Source organism: Nonomuraea fastidiosa (genome assembly GCF_042751225.1).
GTDB classification, from domain to species: Bacteria; Actinomycetota; Actinomycetes; order Streptosporangiales; family Streptosporangiaceae; genus Nonomuraea; species Nonomuraea fastidiosa.
Genome location: NZ_CP170570.1, coordinates 7,065,455 through 7,090,545, shown reverse-complemented (window position 1 = coordinate 7,090,545; position 25,091 = coordinate 7,065,455). Strand labels below are relative to the sequence as shown.

Below are 25,091 nucleotides of genomic sequence, written 5' to 3'. Positions count from 1 at the left end.
GGCACACTTCGCCAATTCTGTCTGACTTCCCCCGAAACCCCCACCCCCTTTCTCCTACCGGCAACGAGAAGTTCGCCTCACCTCGAAGAAACCTGGACCCCTCTCCGGCGAAAGGCCGCAGCCACCACTCTCCCCAGGGGGGCGGTGGAGGACGGGGCGCCCCGGCCCCGGCGTGATGGCACAACGGGCGGCCCCTCCGGGGGCGACCTGGCGGGCGGTCGCCCCCGGAGGGGGTGAAATGTCGCGGGCGGCCGCCCCCGGAGCGGGTCAAACGTGGCGAGCGGCCACCCCCGAAGGGAGTGCAACGCGGCGAGCGGCCATCCCCGAAGCGGGTCAAACGTGGCGAGCGGCCACCCCCGAGAGAGTGCAACGCGGCGAGCGGCCGCCCCTCCCGAGGGGACACGTGATGGGTGACCCTTCAGGGGGTGAGGGCGTGGCGGGCGTAGGCGCGGACGTCGGCGTCGGGGTCGGTCAGGGCTCCTTCCAGGGCGGCCGAGACGGTGGCGTCGGCGGCCCACGGGGTCAGGGCCAGGACGGCGGCCTTGCGGACGTCCAGGTTGCCGTCCGAGAGGGCGCCCACCAGGGGTTTCGTGGCGGTGTCCGGGTCGGCGGCGGCGAGGCAGCGGGCCGCGCCGACGCGGACCTGCCAGGCCGGGTCGGACAGCGCGGGCAGGGCCTGGGCGACCAGGGGCGCGCCGGTGGCGGCCGACGCCTCCAGGGCGGCCGCCCTGACGAGGGGGTCGGCGTCCCGTGCCAGATCGGCGAGGACGGGCGTGGGGCGGCCGATGAGGCCGAGGCCCTTGGCGGCCCAGACGCGTACCTCGCGGGACGGGTCGGACGCGGCGGCGGCCAGTTCGTCCGGCGCGTCGAGCGAGACGAGCCCGCGGATGGCGGCGATGCGCACCCGGTGGTCGCCGTCGCCGATCGCGGCGCGGAAGATCTCGACGCTGCCGAGCCGCAGCGCCCGCAGCACGTCGAGGACGGCGGCGCGGACGAAGGCGTCGCCGCCGGCGAGCCGCGCGGTCAGGGCGGCGCCCAGGCCGGCGGAGGCGGGCAGCACCTCGACGAGCTCGGTGAGCCCGGTGGCGGCGGCCCTGCGTACGGTGCCGTGCGGGTCGGCGAGCGCCTCGGCCAGCGCGGTCCCGGTGCCCTCGGGGACGGTCTCGGTGAGGGTGGCGATGGCGGCCCTGCGCACCTTGGGGTCGGCATCGGCGAGGTAGGGAGCGAGGTCGGTCAGGGTCGGCTGCTCCTCGGCGAGCCGGTGCAGCTCCAGGATGCGCGGCGAGCGGCCGACCGCGGCCTCCTGGCGGCGCTCGCGGGTGCCGCGGCGCGCGACGACGGCCGTGCCGACGGTGCCGAGCACGACGGGCTCGGCCTGGACGGGCGTGAACTCCTCGACCGGCACGAGGTACGGCTCCACGGGCCGCTTGACGAACTCCATGGCCCCGTCGTCCCGCTTGCGCAGGTTGAGGTGGAACAGCCATTCGGCGTCGTCGCGTTGCGGCAGGTCGGCCCGCTCGTGGTAGAGCCCCCACCGGCTCTCGGTGCGCGCCAGCGAGGCTCGCGCCGCCATCTCGGCGCAGTCACGGATGAAGTCGACCTCGGCGCAGCGCATCAGCTCGTGCGGCGTGCGCGCCCCCATGGCGGCGATCTCGTGGCGCATCCGCTCGAACGACTCCAGCCCGATCTCCAGCTTGGCCGCCGTCTTGGGCGGCGCGACGTAGTCGTTGACGAAGCGGCGCAGCTTGTACTCGACCTGCCGCTGCGGCGTACCGTCGGGGTTGCGCAGCGGCCGGTAGACGAGCTCGTGTGCGGCGGCGACCTGGTCGGCGGGCGGTTCGGCGAGCGGGGCGTGGTGCGCAGCGGCGTGCGCGCCGGCGAGGTCGCCGAAGACGAACGCGCCGATCATGTAGTTGTGCGGCACGCAGGCCAGGTCGCCGGCCGCGTACAGGCCGGGGACGGTGGTGGCGCCGTTCTCGTCCACCCAGACGCCGGATGCGGAGTGGCCGCCGCACAGCCCGATCTCGGAGATGTGCATCTCGACGTCGTGGGTGCGGTAGTCGTGGCCGCGCCCGGCGTGGAACGTGCCACGGGTGGGCCGCTCGGTGGTGTGCAGGATGTTCTCGATGGCGGTGATGGTCTCGTCGGGCAGGTGGGTGAGCTTGAGGTAGATGGGCCCGCGGGCGGAGGCGATCTCGGCGGAGACCTCGGCCATCATCTGCCCCGACCAGTAGTCGGAGTCGACGAACCGCTCCCCCTTGTTGTTGACCTGGTAGCCGCCGAACGGGTTGGCGACGTACGCGCAGGCGGGCCCGTTGTAGTCCTTGATGAGCGGGTTGATCTGGAAGCACTCGATGCCGCTCAGCTCGGCCCCCGCGTGGTAGGCCATGGCGTAGCCGTCGCCGGCGTTGGTGGGGTTCTCGTACGTTCCGTAGAGGTAGCCGGAGGCGGGCAGCCCGAGCCGCCCGCAGGCGCCGGTGGCCAGGATGACGGCGCCGGCCGAGACGGTGACGAACCGCCCGCTGCGGGTGTCGAACCCGGCCGCGCCGACGGCCCGCCCGCCGGAGGTGAGCACCCTGACCGGCATGAACCGGTTCTCGATGCGCACCTTCTCCCGGATGTGGCGCTGCCGCAGCACCCGGTAGAGCACCTTCTTGACGTCCTTGCCCTCGGGCATGGGCAGCACGTAGCTGCCCGAGCGGTGCACGCGGCGCACCGCGTAGTCGCCGTGCTCGTCCTTTTCGAACTTCACGCCGTACCGCTCCAGGCGGCGGACCATGTCGTAGCCCCTGGTGGCGGTCTGGTTGATGGTCTTCTGGTTGACGATGCCGTCGTTGGCGCGGGTGATCTCGGCGACGTAGTCCTCAGGGGTGGCCTTGCCGGGGATGACGGCGTTGTTGACGCCGTCCATGCCCATGGCGAGCGCGCCGCTGTGGCGGACGTGGGCCTTCTCCAGGAGCAGCACCTGCGCGCCGTGCTCGGCGGCGGTGATGGCGGCCATGGTGCCGGCGGTGCCGCCGCCGATGACGAGCACCTCGCACTCCAGGTGCAGGCGGTCTTCGATCGCGGGGATCTCCATCGTTCACAACTCCTTGAGGATCTGAGCGCGCAGCCCGGCACGATCGGCGGCTCCGGTTGCGGGGGCACGAGGGCAGGGGACGTCGATGACGGAGCGCACGGCGCCGTGGCCGAGCACCACGACCCGGTCGGCGAGCAGCAGCGCCTCGTCCACGTCGTGGGTGACGAACACGACGGTCGCCTGGGTGTCGCGCAGCACGTCGAGCAGCAGGGCCTGCATGCCGGCACGGGTCTGGGCGTCGAGCGCGCCGAACGGCTCGTCCATGAGCACGGCCCTGGGCGCCCCGGCGAGTGCGCGGGCGAGCTGGACGCGCTGGCGCATACCGCCGGACAGCTCGCGGGGCAGCCGGTCCTCGTGCCCGGCCAGGCCGACGCGGGCGATCCACTCCTCGGCGACGGCCCGCCGCCGCGCCTTGGACCAGCCGCGGATGCGCAGGGGCAGCTCGACGTTGCCGCGTACGGTGCGCCAGGGCAGCAGCGCGTCGTCCTGGAAGACCATGGCGCGCTCGCCGGAGGTGGCGGTGATCTCCGCGCCGTCGGCGACCACGCGGCCGTCGCGCGGGCGCAGCAGCCCGGCGATGGCGCGCAGCAGCGTGGACTTGCCCGACCCGGACGCGCCGACGATCACCAGCACCTCGCCGGGCCGGACGGCCAGGTCGACGTCGCGCAGCACGGGCCCGCGCCCGTAGCCGAGGGTCAGGGACTCCATGGTGATGCCGAGCGTCATGACGCGGCCTCCTCCGCGCGTGGCAGCCACCGCGTCAGGCGCCTGGCGAGTTCGACGGCGGCCGAGGTGAGCCAGCCGAGCAGGCCGATGGTGATCATGCCGACGATGACGGAGGGGTAGTCCACGATCGTGTACGACATCCAGGTGCGGTAGCCGACCCCGAACTCGCCGGAGATCATCTCGGCCGAGATGACGCAGATCCACGACACGCCCATGCCGACCGACAGCCCGCCGAAGACCCCGGGCAGGATGCCGGGCAGTACGACGTTCAGCAGCACGTGGCGGCGCCCGCCGCCGAGCGTCCTGACGGCGTCCTCCCACAGCGTGGGCAGGGCTCGTACGGCGTGCCGGGTGCTCACCATGATCGGGAAGAACGCGGCGGCGAACGTGATGAACACGATGCCCTGCTCGTCGGTGGGGAACAGCAGGATGGCGACCGGCACCAGCGCGATCGCCGGGATCGGCCGCACCGCCTCCAGCAGCGGCAGCAGCACGTCACCGGCCTTGGCGGACCTGGCGACCAGGATGCCCGCCGCCACGCCCGCCACGGCGGCGAGCCCGAAGCCCGTGCAGATCCTGATGAGGCTCTGCAGCAGGTCCAGCCAGTAGAGCCGGGTGGCGAGCAGGCTCGCGGCCCGCTCGGCGACCTCGACGAGGGTGGGCAGCCGGTCGAACCTGAGCCACAGCCGGGCGTCGGTGACCGTCAGCAGCTGCCACAGCCCGGCCGCGGCGAGCAGCGAGGCGAGGCGGACGAGCCGCCTGCGCGCCCTGCCCGCCCTGCCCGCTCGGCCGCCGCCGCGCATGCGCGGCCTGCCGCCGGAGGCGGGCAGCGCGGGTGCGCGTACCTCGGTGCCGGCGGTCATCGGTCGTCACCTCCTGCGGCCTTGAGCGCGTCGGCGTAGCTGACGGGCCTGGTGTCCGGGTGCTTGGCGCGGTAGGCGTCGGCGCCCTCCTGCGTGGTGAACGGCAGGAACCGGTGATCGGGGTCGGCATCGGGGTCGCGCAGCCAGACCGAGCGGTCGGCGAACCAGCGGGTGCCGGTCGTGGTGTCGGGCACGTACGCGGCCCGCACCTGCGCGTTCGCGGCGGCCACCTGACGCAGCAGGCAGGTGGGCGTGGCGGCGGGCCTGGTGTCCTTCTCCCCGGTCAGCCACAGCTCGGAGGCGGTCCCAGGGGCGTTGACGGGCGTGCCGCAGGCGCTGTCGGTGCCGGTGACGGCGGCGGGGTTCGCGGTCGAGGCCCGGTCGGCGTCGTAGTTCGCCCCGTACGCCTTGCGCAGGTAGGAGTCGTTGACGAACGCGGCCACGTCCACGCCGGAGAAGTCGGGGCTGATCCGCTTGAGGTAGGCCACGTCCCGCTGATGGGCGGCCTGCAGCGGCTCCTTGAGCGTGACGTCGAAGGTGGCGATGCCGCCGCGCCCGTTGTAGAGGTAGACGACCTCGGGCGGCAGCCCGGTCGCCTCGGCCACCGACTCGGCCGCCTCCACCGGGTGCTCGTGCAGGTAGCGGGTGGCGTCGATCTGCGCCTTGAGGAAGGCGTCCACGACCTCGGGGTGCTCTTCCGCGTACGCCTTGCGGGCGACGACGCCGTGGAAGGTCGGCACGTCCAGCGCGGAGCCGTCGTAGATCAGCCGGCCCTTGTCCTGGAAGGCGAGCAGGCCGGGCCAGGCCACGAACTGGGCATAGCCCTGCACGCCGCCCGACTCGAGCTGGGCCGCGCCGACGGCGGGCTGGTGGTTGACCACGTCGGCGCTGATGCCCGACCGCTCCATGGCCTGCACGAGCGTGCCGTGCCCGGCCGAGCCGACGCTGGCGGAGATCTTGGTGCCGGCCAGGTCGGCGAGCGTGCGCGCGGACGACGCGGGCGAGACGAGCACCATGTTGAGCCCGCCGCGCAGGTTGTAGCCGGTGATGGAGATCATCTCGGTCTTGGCCGAGGGCACGTTCTGGGTGCGGGCGGCGTTGATGAGCAGCGGGTAGTCGCCCATCGAACCGATGTCGATCTTCCCGGCGACCATCTTGGCGGTGATGGGGGCGCCGGTGTCGTAGTCCTGCCACTCGACGGTGTAGCGGGGGCCGAGCCGCTTCTCCAGGTAGCCGAGCGAGCGGAGCAGGGTCCCTGCGGTGACGGTGTTGATGGTCTTGGACTGGTAGCCGACGACCACCTTGGTCGTGCCGCCGCCATGGGAGGCGCCGGAGTCACCGGAGCCGCCGCCGGCCGCGCCGGCCACCGAGCAGCCGGTCGCCGCGAGCAGCAGGGCGGTGGCGGCGGCCATGAGTGCTGTGCGCATCGGGCGTTCCTTCATCGCAGCAGGTAGGGGATGTTGATGGTGACCGCGTCCACGGGGCAGCGGGCCGCGCAGGGCCCGCAGTACCAGCACTCGTCCACGTGCATGTACGCCTTTCCGGTCTCGTCGCTGATGGCCAGCGAGTCGAGCGGGCACGCCTCCACGCAGAGCGTGCAGCCGTCGATGCACAGGGACTCGTCGATCGTGACCGGGACCTCGACGCGCTGGTCGATCAGGGCCATGCGTGCTCCTCTTTCTCGCTACGCCGCAGGTGACCGCGCATCGTCAGGCGGTCGCCGCGGAAACGGATGAACTCCAGGTCCACGGGCCTGCCGTCGGCCAGGTGGGTGAGCCGCTCGACCATGAGCAGCGCGGCCCCGCGCGGCGCGCCGAGCACGGCGGCGGTGTGCGGGTCGGCGTTGACCGCCTCCAGGGTCAGCTCGGCGGTGCCGAGCGGCTGGCCGGCGATGTGTTCGAGCAGGACGAAGATGTCGTTGCCGGTGAGGTCGGCGTCGAACAGCGGCTCGCCCACGTCGCGCACCAGGTAGGTGAGGTCGAGGGAGAGCGGCAGGCCGTTGAGGCTGCGCAGGCGTTCGAGGTAGACGACCTGCTCGCCGGGCGCCAGCCCGAGCCGGTGGCTGACCGGGGCGGGCGGCTCGATGAGCGTCATCGTGCGCACCTGGTTGACCACCTGGCCGTGCTCGTGCAGCGTCTCGGCCAGGCCGAGCAGGCGGTGCAGGCCGTGCGGGTACTTCTCGGCGGCGACCGTGGTGCCGACGCCGGGACACCGTTCGACCAGTCCTTCCTCGCGCAGCAGGTCCAGCGCCTGGCGCACGGTGTTGCGCGAGGTGTCGAACTCGCGGGCGAGCGCGGACTCCAGCGGGAGCTGCCCGCCGGGGTATCCGCCGTGGATGATCTGTCTTCTCAGCAGGTCGGCGACCTGCCGGGCGCGGTCCGCCCGGCGCCGCCGATCGTCGAGGGCCACCCGTTCCATGACTCTTCAACCTACTCAATCGGTAGGAAAAATGGGATAACGGGTGGATTGCGCCACCAGGCGGAGCCTATGTACCCGCGCTGACCTGCGGTTCCGTGCTGGATCCTGGAAGATCTGCCACCCTTTCCGCGGGCAATCGGGGCACGGCGGCGACCAGTTCGTGCGTGTACGGGTGGCGCGGCCGCAGGAACACCTCGGCCACCTCGCCCTCCTCCACGACCTGGCCGTCCTTCATGACCAGCACCCGGTCGGCGACGTGCTGGACGACGCCGAGATCGTGGGAGATGAACACCATGGCGGTGCCGTACTCGGCCTGCAGCTCGGCCAGCAGGTCGAGCACCTGGGCCTGGATCGAGACGTCCAGCGCGGAGACGGGCTCGTCGCAGAGCAGCACGTCGGGGCGGGTGCCGAGGGCGCGGGCGATGGCGACGCGCTGGCGCTGGCCGCCCGACAGCTCGCGGGGGTGCCGGTCGGCCACGTCCTGCGGCAGGCCCACGCGGGCCAGCAGGTCCAGCACGCGGGCCCGCCGTTCGGCCTTGGGCAGCCGCAGAGGCTCGGCCACCAGGCGGCCGACCTTGTGGCGAGGGTCGAAGGAGTCCAGCGGGTTCTGCGTGATCACCTGGATGCGGGGGCGCAGCGGCCTGCGCTCGCGCTCGCGCAGCTCGCTCCACGGCCGCCCGAGCAGGGTCACGCCGCCCTCGTCCGGCTCCAGCAGGGCCATGCACAGGCGGGCGAGCGTGGTCTTGCCCGAGCCGGACTCGCCGACGATGCCCAGCGTCTCGCCCTTGCGCAGGGTGAAGGAGACGTCGTCCACGGCGCGGCGGGCGCCGTACGTGCGCGTCAGCCCGGTGGCCGCCAGCACCGGCCCGCCCTCCGCGGTTGGAGCAGGGCGGGCCAGCGGGCGGCCGTCGGTGAGCCGGGTGCCGCGCGAGGCGGCCGACGGTACGGCGGCCAGCAGCGCATGGGTGTAGTCGTGCCGTGGCCGGGTCAGCACGTCGCGCGCCGGGCCCTCCTCCACCACCCGGCCGTCGTGCATGACGAGGATGCGGTCGGCGATCGACCCGACCACGGCCAGGTCGTGGCTGATGAGCAGCAGCGCCGTGCCTGCCGCCTTCTGCCCGGCGAGCAGCCGCAGGATCTGGGCCTGCACGGTCACGTCCAGCGCCGTCGTGGGCTCGTCGGCGATGATCAGCGCCGGGTCGGCGGCGATGGCGGAGGCGATGAGCACCCGCTGGCGCAGCCCGCCCGACAGCTCGTGCGGGCGCTGCTCCGCCCGCAGCTCCGGCTCCGGCACCCCGGCCGCCTCCAGCAGCTCCAGCACTCTTTCCGCCCGGCGGGCGCGCGGCACCACGTCGTGCACGGCCAGCACCTCGGCGATCTCGGAGCCCACGGTGCGCAGCGGGTCGAGCGAGACCAGCGCGTCCTGCAGCACGAGCCCGGCGAAGCGGCCGCGCAGCCGCCGCCAGTCGTGCGGGCCGAAGCGCAGCGCGTCCCGCCCGGCGACGGTGAACGCCGCCGCCTCCACCGTCGAGCCGGGGCCGGTCAGCCCGAGCAGGGTCCGCGCCGTCACGCTCTTGCCCGACCCCGACTCCCCCACCACGGCGACGCACTCGCCCGGCGCGATCGCCAGCGACAGGCCGCGCACCACCTCGTGCTCCCCGAAGCTCACCCGCAGGTCCCGCACGTCGATCAGCGGCCCGGCGGAGCCGGACGGCGCGGCCGCGGCGGAGACGGCGTCGTGGGTGGTGGTCATGACGTCCTTCCTTCGAAGCGTTGCTGGAGCCGGCGGCCGACGACGGTCAGGCACACGACGGTCAGCGTGATCGCCAGGCCGGGGAAGAGCGCCTCCCACCAGGCCACCCGCAGGTAGTTGCGGGCCTCGGAGAGCATGGCGCCCCATTCTGCGGCCGGGGGCTGCGGTCCCATGCCGAGGAAGCTGAGCCCGGATCCGGCGATGACGGCCTGGCCGAGCCCGATCGTGGCCAGCACGGGGATCGGGCCGAGCACGTTCGGCAGCACGTGCCCCACGGTGATGGCGAGCCGGGAGCGGCCGAACGTGACGGCCTGCTCGACGTAGCCGGAGCGGCGCACCACGAACGTCTGGGCGCGGATCACGCGGGCGTAGTTGGGTACCTGGGCGACGGCGATCGCGAAGATCACGTTTCCGGTGCCGGGGCCGGTGATCGCCACGATGAGCAGCGCGAGCAGCAGCTCGGGCAGCGTGGACAGCACGTCGAACGAGCGGGCCAGCGCCTCGTCGAGCCATTTCGGCGACAGCCCGGCGGCCAGGCCGAGCAGCACGCCCGAGGTGACGGCGAAGACGGTCGCGGCGACGCCGATGCTGATGGAGTGGCGGGCGCCGTAGACGACCCTGGCCAGCACGTCGCGGCCGAGGTGGTCGCTGCCGAACCAGTGCTCGCCGCCGGGCGGGGCGAGCGCGGCGAGCGGGTCGGCGGCCAGCGGGTCGGCACCGGTGACCAGCCCCGGCACGGCTACGGCGAGTGCGAGCACGGCGAGAAAGACGATGGGGAGGATCAGGCGGCGCACGGTCAGCCTCTGATTCGCGGGTCGATGGCGCGGTAGGCCAGGTCGAGCAGGGTGCTGATGGTGACGTACACGAGGGCCGACAGCAGCACGACCGCCATCACCACCGGCATGTCGCGGCCCTGTACGGCGTCCATGGCGACGCGGCCGAGCCCCGGCCTGCCGAACAGCACCTCGGTGATGACGGTGCCGCCGAGCAGCGCGCCGGTGAACCAGCCGGCCAGCGTGACGGCGGGGATGAGGGCGTGCCTGAGCGCGTGCCTGGCGACCAGCGCCCGCTCGGTGAGCCCGCGCGCCCGCGCGGTGACCGCGAACGGCTGCTCGAGTGCCCGTTCGAGACCGCCGCGCAGCACCTGCCCGAGCACGCCCGCGATGGGCAGCGCGAGCGCGAGCGCGGGCAGCACGAGCGCGCGCGGCCCCTGCGCCCCGGAGACGGGGAACCAGCCCAGCGTGAACGAGAACAGCGACAGCAGCAGGATCCCGATGAGGAACGGCGGCACCGACACCGCCACCAGCTCCGCCAGCGAGGCCGCGCCGCGCGCGAGCCGCCCCGGCCGGCGGTGACGAGCGCGATCACCCCGGCCAGCGCGATCCCGATGCCGGCCGCGGCGGCGGTGAGCTGCAGGGTGGGCCCGACCTGCGTGGCCAGCACCTCGCCGACGTCCTGCTGCAGCCGGTACGAACGCCCGAGGTCGCCGTGCAGCAGCCGCCACAGGTAGGACAGGTACTGGACGATCTCGGGCCGGTCGAGCCCCCACTCGGCGATGATCTTGGCCCGGATCTCGGGGGTGTCGGGCCCGTCGCCGACCAGGATGTCCACGGTGTCGCCTGGGGCGAGGAGCAGCGCCAGGTAAGCGGCGGTGGCCGCGGCCCACAGCACGGCCAGCCCGCTGCCGAGCCTTCTGATCATGTGCCGATCCGCACGTTGTAGGCGCTCGCGGGGGTGCCCGACGCGGGCTCGAAGCCGAGACCCTGCACGCTCTTGCGCGCGGCGATCTGGTCGGCGGGCACGTAGAGCGGGAACACGATGGCCTTGTCGAGCACCGCGGTCTGCTGGACCTTGTGGTAGAGCTCCTTGCGCCGCTCCTGGTCGGAGATGGCGCCGGCCTCGGCGAGCCAGGAGTCCAGCCGCTTGTCGGCGTAGTGCGTCCTGTTGAGCGAGCCCTCGGCGGGCAGGATGAGGTTGAGCGCGGCGCCGGAGTCGGAGTCGCCGCGGGAGTTCTCGAACACCTCGTAGTCGTTGTCCTGCAGCGCCTGCTGCGCCGCGCCCTGATCGACGATCTTGACTTGGTAGTCGATGCCGGCGTTCTGCTTGACCTGGGCCTGGATGGCCTGGGCGAGGACGTCGCGTCGGTCGCGCTGGAACGCCGCGGAGGCGAAAACGCGCACGGTCAGCCGCTTGCCGTCCTTGACGCGGTAGCCCTCGGCGTCGCGCTCCTTCCATCCGGCGGCGTCGAGCAGCGCGTTGGCCTTGGCCGCGTCGCCGCCGTAGCGGCCCTCCAGGCTCGCGTCGTAGAACGGGCTCGACTTGGCGACGAGGCTCCACGCCCTGGTCGCGGTGCCCTGGTAGACCGACCGCAGCACGGCGTCGAGGTCCACGGCCTCGCGGAACGCCTCGCGTACGCGCTGGTCGTCGAAGGGGGTGCGGGAGGTGTTGAAGTAGTAGCTGAAGGAGGTGCCGGAGTTGAGCGCGGTGCTCAGCGTGAGGTCGGGGTCGCGCTCGATCATCGCGGCCTCGGTGGCCGGCACGCCCTCGATGACCTGCACCTGGCCGGAGGTGAGCGCGCCGACGCGGACGGCGGCCTCGGGCAGGAACCGGTAGGTGATCTCGGCCAGGTGGGCGGGGCCCTGGTGCGCGGCCCCGGCGGGCGGCCACTTGTAGTCGGGGTTGCGGCGGTAGTGGATCTCCTGGCCCGGGACGTACCTGTCGAGGATGAACGGCCCGGTGCCGACCAGGTCGGGCCCGCCGAACTTGAGGTCCTTGGCGTTCTTGAGCGAGCGCGGCGAGACCTGCCCCGCGTAGGGGGAGGCGAGGAAGTCGAGGAAGAGCGCGTCGGGCTCCTTGAGGGTGATCTTGATCGTGGTCGGCGAGACGACCTCGGACTTCTCGTACGCCTTGAGCTGGATGGCCGCGACGGCCGGGTTGTAGCCGGGCACCATGAACTGGTCGAGGTTGGCCTTGACGGCGGCGGCGTCGAACGTGGTGCCGTCGTGGAAGGTGACGTCGTCGCGGAGCCGGAGGGTGTAGACGCGGCCGTCGTCCGACACCTTCCACGACGTGGCCAGCCAGGGGTGGAACTCGCCTTGCTCGTCCCGCGACAGCAGGGCGTCGAACTGGTTGAACACCAGCAGCCTGGCCTTGTTCTGCACCCACTGCTGGGGGTTGAGCGTGATCGGCTCCGTCTCGATGGCCCAGGTCAGGCTGGCGGGCGCGGCCCCCTCCTGCGCGGGCTCGGCGCCGCAGGCGGCCAGGGTGAGTGCGAGCAGTAAGGCCGGCGCGAGGCGTTTCATCGGCGTCATGGGCGTCACTGGTGGTTCCATGCTTCGGCGAGCAGCTCGTACGAGCGCACGCGGTCTTCGTGGTCGTGGGTGATGGTGGTGACGAGCAGTTCGTCGGCCCCGGTCACCCGGCGCAGGGTGCGCAGCCGTTCGGCGACCTGGCCGGGGGTGCCGACGAACTGGGTGTCGACGCGGTCCTTGACCAGGGCGCGGTCCTCGTCGGTCCAGACGTGGGCGGCGGCCTCGGCGGGCGTGGCGAAGCGCATGGCGCCCGCGCCGGTCCTGATGCTGCGCACCCACAGCGCGTAGGGGGAGGCGAGCTCGCGGGCGGCGGCCTCGGTGGGGGCGACGACGGCGTCGGCGGAGACCATGACGTACGGCTCGGACAGCTCGTCCGACGGCTTGAACGCCTCCCGGTAGGCCTCCACCGCCTCCAGCACATTGGAGGGGCTGACGTGGTAGTTGGCGGCGAACGGCAGCCCGCGCTCCCCCGCCACCCTGGCGCTCTGGCCGCCGCTGCTGCCGAGGATCCACACCTCCAGGTCCGCGCCCTCGCCCGGGACGGCGTGCACCTCGTGGGTGCCGTTGATGAAGGCGAGCACGTCGTCGATCTGCTCGGCGAAGTCGGGCGTCTGAGCGCCGGGCTGCTGGAGGAAGGTGGCGTAGTGGACGAGCTGCGGGTGGATGGCGAGCGTGGACAGGTCGAGCGGCGCCGGGATGAGCAGCCCGTCCACCACCTTGTCCTCGCGGTCCTCGCGCGGCCGCGGCGGAGGACCCTTGGGGGCGGCGGCGAGCTCGGCGCGGCGCTGACCCGAGCGGCCGATGCCGAGGTCGATGCGTCCTGGATGCAGGGCGTCGATGATGCCGAACTGCTCGACGACCGACAACGGGGTCTGGTGTCCGAGCTGCACCGCGCCGGAGCCGACCCTGATGCGCGAGGTCGCCGCGGCGACCAGGGCGATCAGCACGGCGGGCGCGGAGCTGGCCACGCCGGGCGCGAAGTGGTGCTCGGCCAGCCAGTAGCGGCGGTAGCCGAACTCCTCGGCCCTGCGGGCCAGGTCGATCGTGTTGTTCAGGGCGTCGGAGGCCGTGCCGCCCGAGGGGATGGGGGCGAGGTCGAGGATGGACAGCGTCATGACGTGCCTCCTGCGACGGCGGGCACCCGGTCGTCGGACGCGGCGGGAGAGGAAGGCGGTGAGGGGAACGGCCGGCTCGGGACCTCGGCCCGCAGCACCGGCGCGATCTCCGACTGGAACAGCTCAAGCGTGGCCCGGTGCCGCGCGGGCGTGAGCCCTTCTGCGTCGGCGGGGATGTGCATGACCTCGTGCCCGAACCGCCGGTGGTAGCGCAGCACCTTGTCGATGATCTGCTGCGGGCTGCCCACCAGCACCGAGCTGCGCTCGATGGCGTCCTCCAGCGTGGGGAAGACGATCGGGATGCCGGCCTTGCGCTGATAGTCCAGCCGCGCCTGGAAGACCGGCCGGTAGGCGGCGATGGCCTCCTGCGAGGTACGGGCCGCGTACAGTCCGGCGAACCCGGCCCCGACCAGCGCGTCCGCCGGGTCGTGCCCGTAGTGCGCCCACCGCTCGCGGTAGTGGTCGATCAGCTCGGCGTACGGCTCGATGGGGTTGGAGACGTTGGCGGAGAACAGCGGGTCGCCGTGGCGGGCGGCCAGCTCGACCGACTCCTTGCTGGTGGCGCTGCCGTGCCAGACCCTGATCGGCCGCTGCAGGGGACGCGGCCAGGTCTGGGCGTCCTCAAGGGCGGGGCGGAACCGGCCGCTCCAGGTCACCTTCTCCTCCCGCCACAGACGTCGGAACAGCTCGTACGACTCCCGGTTGCGCTCCCACTGGTCCTCGGTGGTGACGTGGAACAGCTTGGCCTGGGCCGCGCCGTTGCCCTTGCCGATGATCAGTTCCAGCCGCCCGCCGGACAGGTGGTCGAGCGTGGCGTAGTCCTCGTAGGCGCGTACGGGGTCGAGCAGGCTCAGCGTGGTGACGGCGGTGAACAGCCGGATGCGGGAGGTCTTGGCGGCGATGTGGCTGAGCACGACGGGCGGTGATGAGGACAGGAACGGCCACTCGTGCCGCTCCCCCACCCCGAACCCGTCGAAGCCCAGTTCCTCGGCCAGTTGCGCGGTCGCGACGACCTCGCCGAAGCGCTCGGTCGGCGAGGTGGCGGCGTGGTGCGAGATGAGGGTGATGGCCAGGAACTTCATCGTGCCTCCGCGTACCGGTTCGCCGGCCGGGGCAGGCCGAGCAGCCCGCGCAGTGTCCCGGCCTCGTAGGTGCTTCTGAAGGCCGAGCGCGCCCGCAGCTCGGCGGTCAGCCCCGAGGTGATCTGTGACAGGTCGTACGGCAGCGCCCCCGGCCGCAGCCGGAACCCCTGGATGCCGGCCCGCCGCCACTGCAGCAGCAGGTCCGCGAGCTCCCGCACGTGGCCGGTGAAGATCGCCGCGTCGGAGGTCAGCTCGGCGCCGTCCTGCTCGTCGAGCCGTGCCTTGCGCCGCGCGGCGTCGTCGCCGAGGAACACCAGCAGGTCGGCGAAGATCTTGATGTCCGGCGACAGCTCCCTGATCTCGGCGACGATGTCTCGGGCGTGCCCGGCCGAGTGCGGTGTGACGAACACGACGTCGGCGTTCGCGGCGGCGAACTCGTACGGCAGCCGCTGGTGGGCGAGCGCGGCCACGACCGGCTGTCCTTGCGGCGAGCGCGGCGTGATGGACGGCCCTTTGACGGAGAAGAACCTCCCGGAGAAGTCGACGTAGTGGAGCTTGTCGCGGTCGATGAAGCGGCCGGTGGCGACGTCCCTGATCTCGGCGTCGTCCTCCCAGCTGTCCCAGAGCCGCCTGGCCACCTCGACCGCGTCGGCGGCCTCCTCGAACAGGTCCTGTACGTGCGGGTGCGCGCTGACCGACCCGGCGGCGGGGTCGAGCGGCGGGATGGTCCTGCGGCCGAAGTGGCGGGCCTCGGCCGAGCGTACGGAGATCTGCGGCCGCCAGCCGGCCCGGCCGCCGCTGACGTGGTCGAGCGTGGCGATGCCGATGGCGACGTGGAACGGCTCAGTGTGGGTGGTGGTGGCGGTCGGCACCAGGCCGATCCGGTGGGTGAGCGGGGCCACCCGGGCGGCGAGCAGCACGGCGTCGAACCGGCCGCGCACCTGGTCGGTGCGGTCGTCGAAGCCGTCGGGCAGCGAGGACTGCGGGCCGAACGCGTCCTCGATGGTGACGAAGTCGAGCAGGCCGCGCTCGGCCTCGGTGACGAGCCCGGCCCAGTAGCGGGCGGTGAACAGGGCGCGGGCGGCCCCGGGCGCCTCCCGCCAGGCGGCCGGGTGCCAGCCCGCGCCGTCCAGGGCGACGGCCAGGTGGAGGGGTGCGGGTGGGGTCATGCCAGCTCCAGGTGCTCGCGCAGGGTGGCGCCGGTGTAGTCGGTACGGAAGACGCCGCGCTCCTGCAGCAGCGGCACCACCTTGTCGACGAAGTCGTCCAGGCCGCCGGGCGTCAGGTGCGGCACGAGGATGAAGCCGTCGGCGGCGCCGGCCTGCACGTGCTCGTCGATCTTGCGGGCGACGGTCTCGGGGGTGCCGATGAACGTCTGCCGCCCGGTCACCTCGATGACCAGCTCGCGGATGGTGAGCTTCTTCTCCGCGGCCAGCGCCCGCCACTTGGCGGCCACGGCGGCCCTGTCCTTGATCGGCACCCGGCCGCGCGAGACGCCCTCGCTGAGGTCGGGCTCGACGTCGGGCAGCGGGCCTTCGGGGTCGCAGGCGGACATGTCGCGTCCCCACACCTGCTCCAGGAAGGCGATGGCGGTCTGCGGGCTCACCTGCTGCCTGCGGATGGCGGCGGCGTTCTCGGCGGCCTCCTCCTCGGTGTCGCCGAGCGCGTACGTGACGCCCGGCATGATCTTGAGCTGGTGGGGTTCGCGGCCGTACTTGGCCATGCGGCCTTTGACGTCGGCGGAGAACCGCTTGCCGTCCTCCAGCGTGCCGTGCCCGGTGAAGACGACGTCGGCGGTGGCGGCGGCGAACTCCCTGCCGTCGGACGAATCCCCGGCCTGGATGATCACGGGGTGCCCCTGGGGGCTGCGCGGCAGCGTGAAGCGGCCTTCGACGTCGAAGTGCTTGCCGTGGTGCACGACGTCGCCGATGGCTCCCTCCCGCAGGAAGCCGCCGCTGTCCGCGTCGGCGAGCACGGCGTCCGGGGCCCAGGAGTCCCACAGCTCGCGGGCCAGGCGGACGAACTCGGCGGCCCGCTCGTAGCGGTCGTTGTAGTCGAGGAAGCCGCCGCGGCGGAAGTTCTCGCCGGTGAAGGCGTCGGAGGTGGTGACGACGTTCCATGCCGCCCTGCCCTCGCTGAGGTGGTCGAGCGTGGCCAGGCGGCGGGCCAGCTCGTACGGCTCGTTGAAGGTGGCGCTGACGGTCCCGGCCAGCCCGAGCCGGTCGGTGACGGCCGCCAGCGCGCTCAGCACGGTCAGCGACTCCGGCCTGCCGACCACGTCGAGGTCGTGGATACGGCCTTTCAGCTCGCGCAGCCGCAGGCCCTCGGCCAGGAAGAAGAAGTCGAACTTGCCGCGCTCGGCGGTCTTGGCCAGGTGGACGAACGAGGAGAAGTCGATCTGGCTGCCGGAGCGGGGGTCGCTCCAGACGGTGGTGTTGTTGACGCCGGGGAAGTGCGCGGCGAGATGTACCCGCTTGCGTGCTGTCATCGGTCCCGCCCGTGGGGAGTGCGCCAGGTGTCCGGCAGGCCCTCGGTGGTCTCGGCGAACGCGGGCAGCGTGTAGAGGTCGCGGGCGTAGCCCCACAGGTTCGGGAAGCCGGACAGGTCGTGCTCGGTGATGAGGTGGTGGCGGTTGTACTCGGTGTCGTACCTGGCCAGCGTGACCCACAGGCGCACGTCGGCCTCGGTGACCGTGTCGCCGAGCAGGTAGCGCCGTTCCTCCAGCCTGCGGTCGAGCGAGCGCAGCATGCCGGCGACCCGCTGGCGCTCGTTGTCGCGTTCCCGCTCGCTCGCGGCGCGGGCGACGCGCGAGACGCCGGTGTTGACGTCGTGGTAGATCCAGGCGTTCAGCTTGTTGATCTCGGGGCGCAGCGCCCGCGGATAGAGGTCCACGCTGCGGTCGGCCCACTCCTCGAACTGGGTGGCCAGGTCGATCGTGATGTCGGGGAAGTTGTTGCTGACGATCCTGCCGCGCCGCCGGTCCCACAGCACGGGCACCGAGATGTGGCCGGGGTAGCCCTTCTCGGTGGCGTCGTACGCCTGCTCAAGGAGCGTGAACCCGTTGACCGGGTCGGGGCCCCTGCGCTCCCTGAAGGCCCAGCCGCGCCCGTCGCGCTCGTCGTCCACGTAGGACAGCGACACCACCTCCTCCAGCCCCTTGAGCTTGCGGACGATCGCCGCGCGGTGGGCGTACGGGCAGACCCAGGCGACGTAGAGGTGGTAGCGGCCGGGCTCGGCGCGGTAGCCGCTGGACCCGTCGGCGGTGATCCGGCCCTGGAAGGGGTAGATGGGGCGGTTCCAGCCGGGCGACAGGTGCAGACGGCCTGGGCCGTACGAGCCGTAGGCGTCGTAGTCGACGGGACTGGCGTAGGCGGGGGCCGCCGTCCCGGTGTCGGTCCGGGGGTTGATCCCGGTGTGCACGGTCACACTCAGCTCCAGACGCGGGTCGCTCAGTCTTCGTTGTGCGGGCGGAAGCGGCCGAATCGGCCCTTGTGGTAGAGGAGCGGCCGGCCCTCGCCGTGCGTGCGCACGTCGGCGACCAGGCCGACGACGAGCACGTGGTCGCCGACGTCGGCGGTCTCGTACGGCAGGCACACCAGGTGCGCGCACACGTCCTGCAGCAGCGGCGCGCCGAGCGGGCCCGGCCGCCACCTGGTGGGCGGGGCGAAGCGGTCGATGCCCTTGCGGGCGAACCTCGCGGCCAGGTCGGCCTGGTCGGCGGAGAGGATGTTGACGGCGAAGTGGTCGGCGGAGCGCAGCCAGGGCCAGGTGGTCGAGGACTGGTCGACGTAGAAGGAGACGAGCGGCGGTTCGAGGCTGACCGAGGAGAACGAGGTGGCGGTCATGCCGACCGGGACGCCCTCGTTCTGCGCGGTGATCACCACGACGCCGCTGGCGTGGACGGCGAGCGCGCGGCGGAACGACTCGGCGCCGACGGCGCGGCCGGGCAGCGTGTCGGTCATGCCCGGGCACTCCCCTCGCGGTCGGTGCCGGCCGGTGCTGGGCTGGTGGGGGTGGTGGGACGTGATGGGATCACGGGATCGTTCCTCACGGGGAAGGCGCGCTCGCGCGGCGCGCTGGCGGTGGTGCGCGAACGCGGGTGTACGGGGTCGTCAGCGGGTGCGTGGACGGCGTCGGCCACGCCCGAGCTCAAGGGGTGATGGCGGCGTGCGGCGGAAGGCCGCGGGCGGTGGTCCGTGATCAGCGACACTGCGCGCTGGCGACGTGGCAGAAGTCCACGTGCGGGCGCGCGGTCAGGAGGAAGCCCTGGCTCATGTCTTCGACGCTAAGCCGGACTCTCGGATAAGTCAATATTTCCTACTTGTTATACGGGAAATTGGACGGCGCCTGCCCGGACATGGCGACGCCCCGCCACCGGCCGGCGGCGGTGGAACCGTCCATCGTCACCGCCTCGCTCCCCCAGGCCGCCGCCGGCACCGCCTACCGGCACGAGCTGCGGGCCAAGGGCGGCGTGCCGTTCTACGACTGGCAGATCACCAGCGGGTCGCTGCCCGCCGGGCTCACCCTCGACCGGTTCACCGGCACCATCACCCCGACCGCCGCGGGCAGCCACACCTTCACCGTCCGGCTGCGCGACTACGACCGGCTCAGCAGCTCCGTCACCAAGACGTTCACGCTGAACGTCGGCAGCGGCGGCGCAGGCCCCGCGACCGACCTGGCCGCGGACGCCGCCCCCTCGGCCTCCTATACCGCGCCCTGGGAGAGCGTGGCCGCGATCAACGACGGCATCGACCCGCCGTCATCCAACGACACCGCCAACCCCCGCTGGGGCGCCTGGCCGCAGACCGGCACCCAGTGGGCCGAGCTGACCTGGCCGTCGGCCCGCACGATCGGCTCGGCCGAGGTGTACGTCTTCGACGACGGCGGCGGCGTGCGGCTGCGGCGAGCTGGAAACTGCAGTACTGAGCGGCGTTGGTCGGGCTTCTCGAGGTCAAGGCATACGCCTGACCGGCCGTGCGGATACCCACTTTTTTGTGGGTACTTGCCGCCCCGGCACTCCACGGACGAAGCTGAGGACACGGCGGCCGGAGGGCCGCCGGGGACCAGCAGGACGTACGAGAGGAGGCCGGGGCGGTGCGCGTCACGAGACCTGCCGGGCCGCGGCCAGCCTCTCCAGGCGGCGGTGACCCCAGCCGGCGAGGGGCTCCAGCGCCTCGGCCAGGTCGCGGCCGAACGGGGTCAGCGAGTATTCGGTCCGCAGCGGCCGCTCGTCGTACACCTGCCGGTGGACCAACCCGTCGCCCTCCATCTCGCGCAGCGTCTGAGTCAGCACCTTCTCGCTGAGCCCGGGCAGCCGGCGCAGCAGCTCGCCGGGACGCCACGGGCCTGACTCCAGCAGCCAGAGCAGCGTCGTCTTCCACTTGCCGTCGATCACGGCGATCGCGGCGGTCACCCCGCAGACGTTGGGGTCCTGTGCTCTGCTGCGCGTCATCGCCGTTTCACCCTTCACAAGCCATGTCGTCGAGGAGTCTTCACGGATGTCCGTATCCACCCCACAGTCTGCCGTCACCGTGCTCGGCCTGGGTCCGATGGGCCGGGCGCTGGCCGGCGCGTTCCTGGACGCGGGCCTGGCCGTCACGGTCTGGAACCGTACGCGGGGCCGGGACCGCGAGCTGGTGGCCCGCGGCGCGTCGGGCGCGCCGTCACCCGAGGCCGCGGTCGCCGCGAGCCCGCTCACCGTGCTCTGCGTGGTGGATTACGACGCCGCCCACGCGATCGTGCGCAGGGACGCGGTGGCCGCCGCACTCAAGGGCCGCACGCTGGTCAACCTGACCGCCGACACGCCGGCGCGCGCCCGCGACATGGGCGCGTGGGCCTCCGCGCACGGCATCGGCTACCTGGACGGCGCCATCATGACGCCGTCCACCACCATCGGCACGCCGAACGCGGTGTTCCTGCACAGCGGCCCCGAGGAGCTCTACCGCGAGCACCGGGCGGTGCTGGAGACGCTCGGCGGCACCCACACCCACCTGGGGGCCGATGTCGGCCGGGCGGCCTCGTACGACCTCGCGCTGCTCGACATCTTCTGGACCGCGATGGCCGGGTACGCCCACGCGCTGGCGCTGGCCAAGGCGGAGGGCGTCACGGCCCAGGAGCTGGCGCCGTTCGCGAAGGGCATCTCCGCGATCCTGCCGCCGCTCTTCGAGCAGGGCGCGCGGGAGGCCGACGCGGGCGTCTTCTCCGGCGACATCAACCCGATCACCTCGGCGGCGTCGTCCATGCGGCACATCGTGCAGGCGTCCGAGGAGCGCGGCATCGACGCGAGCGTGATGCGCGCCGCCGAAGGGCTGGCCCGCCGCGTCATCGGGCTCGGACACGGCGGGGACGGCTTCCTGCGCGTCACCGACCTGCTCAACCCCCGCTGACGGTCCCCCGGTACGGCGGGTCAGCGGCCGCCGGCCGCCGAGGCGGGCAGCGGGATGGCCGGGAAGGGGTTGTCGGGCAGCAGCACCACGCGGCGCGGCCGGTCGGGCGTGCTGGCGGCGTCGAGGTGGAGCAGCGCCGCGCCGATGCCCGCCGCACCGACCATGTAGCCGGTGTCGGCGGTGACCTCGCCCGGCCGCAGCCTCCGGTACGCCTGGTACCAGCGGTAGCCCCGGCCGTTGTGGTCGGTGGCGCGGGCGATCAGGTCGGCGGCGAGCGTGTGGGCGTACTCCAGGTGGGCCCGGTCGCCGGTGACCGCCCACAGGCCGACGAACAGCTCGATCACCCCGGCCGTGCCGCAGCACTGGCAGGCCACGTTCCAGTAGCCCTCGGTGCGGCGGCGCGGCGCCCCGCTGCTGACGATGCCGCGCGCCAGCCGCTCGGCCCACTCCAGGTCGGCGGGGTCGCCGCCCACCCGGTACAGCTCGTAGAACATCCTGGCCACGCCGGCCGAGCCGGAGCAGAAGCCGAGGTAGTGCAGGCCGCGCGCCTGCGGCACGTGGTGCGGCACGACCGCGCAGCGCCCGCTGACGACGCTGACCTCGCGGACGAAGGCGGCGCCGCTGCGCGCGGCGTCGAGGAAGCGCCGGTCGCCGGTGACGCCGTACAGGCGGGCCAGCAGGTACGCCGTGCCGGACGTACCGGCGAGAAAGCCGGGGGTGACGGCGTCCACCGGCAGGTCGGCGCACTCGCCGAACCAGTGGCCCGGCACCGGCACGCGGGCGACGCGCAGGCCCGCCTCCACGGCGGCTTCCTCGTACGCCGGCACGCCGAGGTGCGTGGCCGCCCGCAGCAGCCCGAGGATGATGCCGCCCTCGCCACGCTGCGCGGGGTCGCGCGACCACTGGACCCCGTCGCCTCGCTCGGTGCCCTTGCGCACGATGTGGTCGGCGATGGCGGCGGCCTCGGCCTCGAACCGCGCATCGCCGAGCGTCCATCCGGCCTCCATGAGGGCGATCATGATGCCGGTGAGCCCGTGGTAGAGGGTGAGGTCCTCCTGCTCGCGCCAGGTCGCGGCGAGCCGCCTGGCCCCGGCCCTGGCGTCCTCCAGGTACGCCTCGTGCCCAGTGGCGGCGGCCAGCTCGAGGAAGAACAGCACCACGCCGGCGGCCCCCGAGTACAGGGACCAGGGCTCGGCGGTGACGGCGGACGCGCCGCGCGTGTCGGGGTTGGCCTGCCACCAGCGGCCGTGCTCGTCGTCGACGGCGGCCGAGCGGACCCACCGCCCGGCCAGGATGGCGGCGGTCAGCGGCGTGTCGGCGCGGGCGCTCGACGCGCGCATCTCGTCCAGGCTCATGGAATCATTTTCCCATAGACTTAGTAGGAAGACTCGGAAAGCGGGCGAAGCAGATGTGGACACGATGCTCCACCCGTCCGGGCCGCGGCACAAATAGCCGCGCGGGAGCGACAGCACTTGCGGTTCCGGCGGCGCCGCCGGCTCTGACGGCGAGCAAGGCCCCGCTGCTGGGGACGGCCCCGCTACCGGGGACGGTTCTGATGCCGGGTACGGCTCTGCCGAGAACGGCTCTCGAAGCGCAGGCCGCTCGCGTCGCGTCGGCGTGCATCACTCGTCCCCGGTGACGCCGAGCGCCCGCAGCAGCTCGGCGCGGACCTCGGCGGCGTCCATCGTGGCGTCGAGCCGCTTCTCGACGGCGATCCGGCCGCCGTCCAGCACCAGCACGCGGTCGGCCAGCGCGATGGCCTCGTCCACGTCGTGGGTGACCAGCAGCACGGCCGGGCGGTGCTGCTCGAACAGGCGGCGCAGCAGCCGGTGCATCTTCAGCCTGGTCAGGGCGTCGAGGGCGCCGAACGGCTCGTCGGCCAGGAGCAGGCGGGGCTCGCGTACCAGGGATCTGGCCAGCGCCACCCGCTGCTGCTCGCCACCCGACAGCTCGTTCGGCCAGGCCCGCTCGCGCCCGGCGAGGCCGACCTCGGCCAGGCTCTGCCTGCCGCGCTCCTCGGCTCCGGTCAGGCCGAGCACGACGTTCGGCAGCACCCGCTGCCACGGCAGCAGCCGGGCGTCCTGGAACACCACGGACACCTCGTCAGGCACCTGCACCGTGCCGCCGCCGGCCACGTCGGCGTCCAGCCCGGCCAGGGCCTTCAGCAGCGTGCTCTTGCCCGAGCCGCTGCGGCCGAGCAGCGCCGTGAACTCGCCGGGCGCCAGCTCCAGGTCCAGGCCGTCCAGCACCCGGCGGGAGCCGTAGACGCGGGTCAGCCCTTCGACGCGGATCAGCTCGCCAACGTCCGTCGCCACGACAGCGCCCTCCTTTCCACGAGGCGGACCGCGGCGTCGGAGAACAGGCCGAGCAGGCCGTACAGGACGATGCCGACGAGGATCACGTCCGTCTGCCCGTACGTGCGGGCCAGGTCCATCATGTAGCCGATGCCGCTGGTCGAGTTGATCAGCTCGGCCACCACCAGGAACAACCAGGCCGTGGTGACCGCGAAGCGCAGCCCCAGCAGGAAGCCGGGCAGCGCTCCCGGCAGCACCACCTTCCTGATGAACGCGCCGCGCGTCAGATCGACGGTCTCGGCCAGCTCGACGTAGCGGCTGTCGATGCCGCGCAGGCCGTTGTGCGTGTGGATGTAGATGGGCACGAGCACGCCGACGGCGATGACGGTGACCTTCATGGTCTCGCCGATGCCCAGCCACAGGATCAGCAGCGGCATCAGCGCCAGCGACGGAATGGCGCGCTTGATCTGCACCGGGCCGTCGATGATCGCCTCGCCCCAGCGGCTGAGGCCGGACACCAGCGCGAGCACCGTCCCCAGCGGCACGCCGATGGCCAGGCCGGAGGCCACCCGGCCGAGCGAGGTCAGCAGGTTGTCCTGGAGGCGGCCGTTCTCGATCAGTTCGCCCGCGGTGGCGACCACGGTCCACGGCGCGGACAGGAAGCGGGGGTCGAGCCGGCCCGTCGCCGATGCCACCGCCCAGAGGGCGAGCAGCAGCAGCGGGCCCACCAGGAAGCCCAGCTTGATCGGGCGGCCCGGCCTCAGCCGGCGGCGGGCCCGTACGCGGGCGGGCGCGACGGGACGTGAGGCGAGCAGAGTCATGTCACGCACCCTCCTTGAGCGCGGTTCTCGGGGATCCGGCGGCCTGCGCGGTTTCGCGTGCGTCCGGTCGCGCCGCCTGGCCACGGCCTGCGCGGACGCCGGGCTGCGCCATCACGCGCCCTCCTTGAGCGCGTCGGCGGCGATGTGCTCGAAGCGGCGGTCGTACAGGTCCTCGGCCTTCAGCGGCGGGTTGCCCGTCTCGGCGGCCAGGATGTCGATGGTCTCCTGGTGCCGGGCGATGACCTCCGTCCAGTCGGCCGGGATGTCGGGCTCGCCCGCCTGTTCGACCAGGTACTGGCCGTCGGCGGTGTTGAGGCCCTGGTCCTTGACGTAGTAGCCCTCGATCCACTCCTTGGGGTGCTCGTAGGCCCAGCGGGAGGCGCGCGCCCACGCGGCGACGTACTCGCGGATGGCGGCCGCCTTGGCCGGGTCCTTCAGCGTCTCGGTGCGGACGTAGAGGTGTGCGGGGTCGTCGCGCAGGCCGTGCTGGACGGTGGTGGCGCCGTCCCTGCCGAACTTGCCGGTGTAGCGCTTGATGTTGACGCCGCCGATCGGCGCGACGTCCACCTGGCGCGATGCCAGCGCGTTGGGGTAGACGTCGCCGGTGCTCGGCAGCTCTACCAGCTCGACGTCGTCCTTGGTGAGCCCGGCCTTCTTCAGCACCCTGAGCACCAGCGCGCCCTGCGCCTGGCCGGGGCTGTAGGCGATCTTCTTGCCGCGCAGATCGGCCAGGCTCTTGACCTGGACGCCTGGCGCGATGCCGAGCTCGTAGGTGGGGTGGTCGATCGGGTCCTTGCGGAACTTGGCCGCCACGATCTTCACCGGCAGGCCGGTCCAGGTGGCGTGGATGGGCGGGATGTCGGCCACCGCTCCGACGTCGAGCGCGTTCGCCCTGAAGGCCTCGGTCGTCTGCGGGCCGCCGCTGATGTTGGCCCACTCGATGTCGAACGAGAACTTGTCGATCTCGCCGGACAGCTCCAGCGCCACCCGGGTCGCCGGGTCTCCGACGATCAGCCGGGTGCCTTCCGGGACCGCGGTCGGCAGCGGCGCCTGCGCGGACAGCTCGGGTCCTGAGGACTCCTGGGCGGCGCCCGGCGTACAGGCGGTCATGACCAGCATGAGAAGCGCGGCGAGCACGGGTCGTAACGAGGACGTGTGGTAGGGGCCCTGGCTCATGACCACGAAGGTACGAGCGCCAGGGCCATAAGTCAACATTTCCTACCAGGTTTACATGATTTTCTGT

General features: G+C 72.7%; 22 protein-coding genes and 1 pseudogene. 2 read left to right on the top strand and 21 right to left on the bottom strand.

The genetic code is table 11. From position 1 onward, the window contains the following. Positions 1 to 418: 418 nt before the first annotated feature. The 16 genes from ACFMQL_RS32400 to ACFMQL_RS32325 all read right to left on the bottom strand — a co-directional run bounded on the left by ACFMQL_RS32400 (position 419) and on the right by ACFMQL_RS32325 (position 18,309). On the bottom strand, positions 419 to 3,079 hold the full coding sequence (locus ACFMQL_RS32400) for a fumarate reductase/succinate dehydrogenase flavoprotein subunit (protein WP_364052292.1): 2,661 nt from the start codon (positions 3,077 to 3,079) through the stop codon (positions 419 to 421). A gap of 3 nt (positions 3,080 to 3,082) precedes the next feature. Further along, the gene (locus ACFMQL_RS32395; RefSeq protein WP_364052295.1) at positions 3,083 to 3,805 is read right to left on the bottom strand and encodes an ABC transporter ATP-binding protein; all 723 of its coding nucleotides are present in this window, start codon (positions 3,803 to 3,805) and stop codon (positions 3,083 to 3,085) included. After that, on the bottom strand, positions 3,802 to 4,668 hold the full coding sequence (locus ACFMQL_RS32390; RefSeq protein ID WP_378788552.1) for an ABC transporter permease: 867 nt from the start codon (positions 4,666 to 4,668) through the stop codon (positions 3,802 to 3,804). The genes ACFMQL_RS32395 and ACFMQL_RS32390 overlap by 4 nt, the downstream gene beginning before the upstream one ends. Then, positions 4,665 to 6,095: an ABC transporter substrate-binding protein gene (locus tag ACFMQL_RS32385; protein ID WP_364052301.1), complete on the bottom strand. Its 1,431-nt coding sequence runs from the start codon at positions 6,093 to 6,095 to the stop codon at positions 4,665 to 4,667. The genes ACFMQL_RS32390 and ACFMQL_RS32385 overlap by 4 nt, the downstream gene beginning before the upstream one ends. Positions 6,096 to 6,106: 11 nt before the next feature. Then, positions 6,107 to 6,334 carry a 4Fe-4S dicluster domain-containing protein gene (locus ACFMQL_RS32380; protein WP_364052304.1) on the bottom strand — a complete coding sequence of 76 codons (228 nt, stop codon included), beginning with the start codon at positions 6,332 to 6,334 and terminating at the stop codon, positions 6,107 to 6,109. Further along, on the bottom strand, positions 6,325 to 7,086 hold the full coding sequence (locus ACFMQL_RS32375) for a GntR family transcriptional regulator (RefSeq protein ID WP_364052307.1): 762 nt from the start codon (positions 7,084 to 7,086) through the stop codon (positions 6,325 to 6,327). The genes ACFMQL_RS32380 and ACFMQL_RS32375 overlap by 10 nt, the downstream gene beginning before the upstream one ends. Positions 7,087 to 7,153: 67 nt before the next feature. Further along, on the bottom strand, positions 7,154 to 8,839 hold the full coding sequence (locus ACFMQL_RS32370; protein WP_364052310.1) for an ABC transporter ATP-binding protein: 1,686 nt from the start codon (positions 8,837 to 8,839) through the stop codon (positions 7,154 to 7,156). After that, positions 8,836 to 9,633 carry an ABC transporter permease gene (locus ACFMQL_RS32365; RefSeq protein ID WP_378788549.1) on the bottom strand — a complete coding sequence of 266 codons (798 nt, stop codon included), beginning with the start codon at positions 9,631 to 9,633 and terminating at the stop codon, positions 8,836 to 8,838. The genes ACFMQL_RS32370 and ACFMQL_RS32365 overlap by 4 nt, the downstream gene beginning before the upstream one ends. A 2-nt stretch (positions 9,634 to 9,635) precedes the next feature. After that, positions 9,636 to 10,142: an ABC transporter permease gene (locus ACFMQL_RS32360; protein ID WP_378788547.1), complete on the bottom strand. Its 507-nt coding sequence runs from the start codon at positions 10,140 to 10,142 to the stop codon at positions 9,636 to 9,638. A 394-nt stretch (positions 10,143 to 10,536) separates the two neighbouring features. Further along, positions 10,537 to 12,141 (bottom strand): ABC transporter substrate-binding protein, encoded by a 1,605-nt coding sequence (locus ACFMQL_RS32355; RefSeq protein WP_378788546.1) that lies wholly within the window; start codon positions 12,139 to 12,141, stop codon positions 10,537 to 10,539. A gap of 14 nt (positions 12,142 to 12,155) precedes the next feature. Next, positions 12,156 to 13,265: an LLM class flavin-dependent oxidoreductase gene (locus ACFMQL_RS32350; RefSeq protein WP_378788544.1), complete on the bottom strand. Its 1,110-nt coding sequence runs from the start codon at positions 13,263 to 13,265 to the stop codon at positions 12,156 to 12,158. Beyond that, on the bottom strand, positions 13,262 to 14,347 hold the full coding sequence (locus tag ACFMQL_RS32345; protein WP_378788542.1) for an LLM class flavin-dependent oxidoreductase: 1,086 nt from the start codon (positions 14,345 to 14,347) through the stop codon (positions 13,262 to 13,264). The genes ACFMQL_RS32350 and ACFMQL_RS32345 overlap by 4 nt, the downstream gene beginning before the upstream one ends. Next, positions 14,344 to 15,516 (bottom strand): LLM class flavin-dependent oxidoreductase, encoded by a 1,173-nt coding sequence (locus ACFMQL_RS32340; RefSeq protein WP_378788540.1) that lies wholly within the window; start codon positions 15,514 to 15,516, stop codon positions 14,344 to 14,346. Before ACFMQL_RS32340 ends, ACFMQL_RS32345 begins: the two co-directional genes overlap by 4 nt. Then, a complete protein-coding gene (locus tag ACFMQL_RS32335) occupies positions 15,513 to 16,835 on the bottom strand; it encodes an NtaA/DmoA family FMN-dependent monooxygenase (RefSeq protein WP_364052331.1) in 1,323 nt (440 codons plus the stop codon). The genes ACFMQL_RS32340 and ACFMQL_RS32335 overlap by 4 nt, the downstream gene beginning before the upstream one ends. Beyond that, entirely contained in the window at positions 16,832 to 17,773 is a 942-nt protein-coding gene (locus tag ACFMQL_RS32330; RefSeq protein WP_378788538.1) for a glutathione S-transferase C-terminal domain-containing protein, read from the bottom strand. The genes ACFMQL_RS32335 and ACFMQL_RS32330 overlap by 4 nt, the downstream gene beginning before the upstream one ends. A 23-nt stretch (positions 17,774 to 17,796) precedes the next feature. Continuing rightward, positions 17,797 to 18,309: a flavin reductase family protein gene (locus ACFMQL_RS32325; protein WP_364052337.1), complete on the bottom strand. Its 513-nt coding sequence runs from the start codon at positions 18,307 to 18,309 to the stop codon at positions 17,797 to 17,799. A 395-nt stretch (positions 18,310 to 18,704) separates the two neighbouring features. On the opposite strand from ACFMQL_RS32325, the pseudogene ACFMQL_RS32320 reads away from it, so the two are divergent. Further along, a pseudogene (locus ACFMQL_RS32320) lies at positions 18,705 to 18,980 on the top strand (Ig domain-containing protein); the annotation flags it as partial. A 468-nt stretch (positions 18,981 to 19,448) separates the two neighbouring features. Here the strand turns inward: ACFMQL_RS32320 and ACFMQL_RS32315 are convergent. After that, positions 19,449 to 19,799 carry a helix-turn-helix domain-containing protein gene (locus ACFMQL_RS32315; protein WP_364052340.1) on the bottom strand — a complete coding sequence of 117 codons (351 nt, stop codon included), beginning with the start codon at positions 19,797 to 19,799 and terminating at the stop codon, positions 19,449 to 19,451. Positions 19,800 to 19,845: 46 nt separating this feature from the next. Here ACFMQL_RS32315 and ACFMQL_RS32310 point away from each other — a divergent pair, with 46 nt between their 5' ends. Continuing rightward, positions 19,846 to 20,733 carry an NAD(P)-binding domain-containing protein gene (locus tag ACFMQL_RS32310; RefSeq protein ID WP_364052343.1) on the top strand — a complete coding sequence of 296 codons (888 nt, stop codon included), beginning with the start codon at positions 19,846 to 19,848 and terminating at the stop codon, positions 20,731 to 20,733. 20 nt (positions 20,734 to 20,753) lie between these two features. Here the strand turns inward: ACFMQL_RS32310 and ACFMQL_RS32305 are convergent, their stop codons facing one another. From ACFMQL_RS32305 to ACFMQL_RS32290, 4 genes are all read right to left on the bottom strand, one after another. Continuing rightward, on the bottom strand, positions 20,754 to 22,088 hold the full coding sequence (locus ACFMQL_RS32305; RefSeq protein ID WP_364052346.1) for a lanthionine synthetase LanC family protein: 1,335 nt from the start codon (positions 22,086 to 22,088) through the stop codon (positions 20,754 to 20,756). A gap of 267 nt (positions 22,089 to 22,355) precedes the next feature. Then, positions 22,356 to 23,048: an ABC transporter ATP-binding protein gene (locus ACFMQL_RS32300; RefSeq protein ID WP_378788535.1), complete on the bottom strand. Its 693-nt coding sequence runs from the start codon at positions 23,046 to 23,048 to the stop codon at positions 22,356 to 22,358. Further along, positions 23,024 to 23,848 (bottom strand): ABC transporter permease, encoded by an 825-nt coding sequence (locus tag ACFMQL_RS32295; RefSeq protein WP_364052352.1) that lies wholly within the window; start codon positions 23,846 to 23,848, stop codon positions 23,024 to 23,026. Before ACFMQL_RS32295 ends, ACFMQL_RS32300 begins: the two co-directional genes overlap by 25 nt. Before the next feature lie 111 nt (positions 23,849 to 23,959). After that, a complete protein-coding gene (locus ACFMQL_RS32290) occupies positions 23,960 to 25,024 on the bottom strand; it encodes an ABC transporter substrate-binding protein (protein WP_364052355.1) in 1,065 nt (354 codons plus the stop codon). Positions 25,025 to 25,091 lie beyond the last annotated feature (67 nt).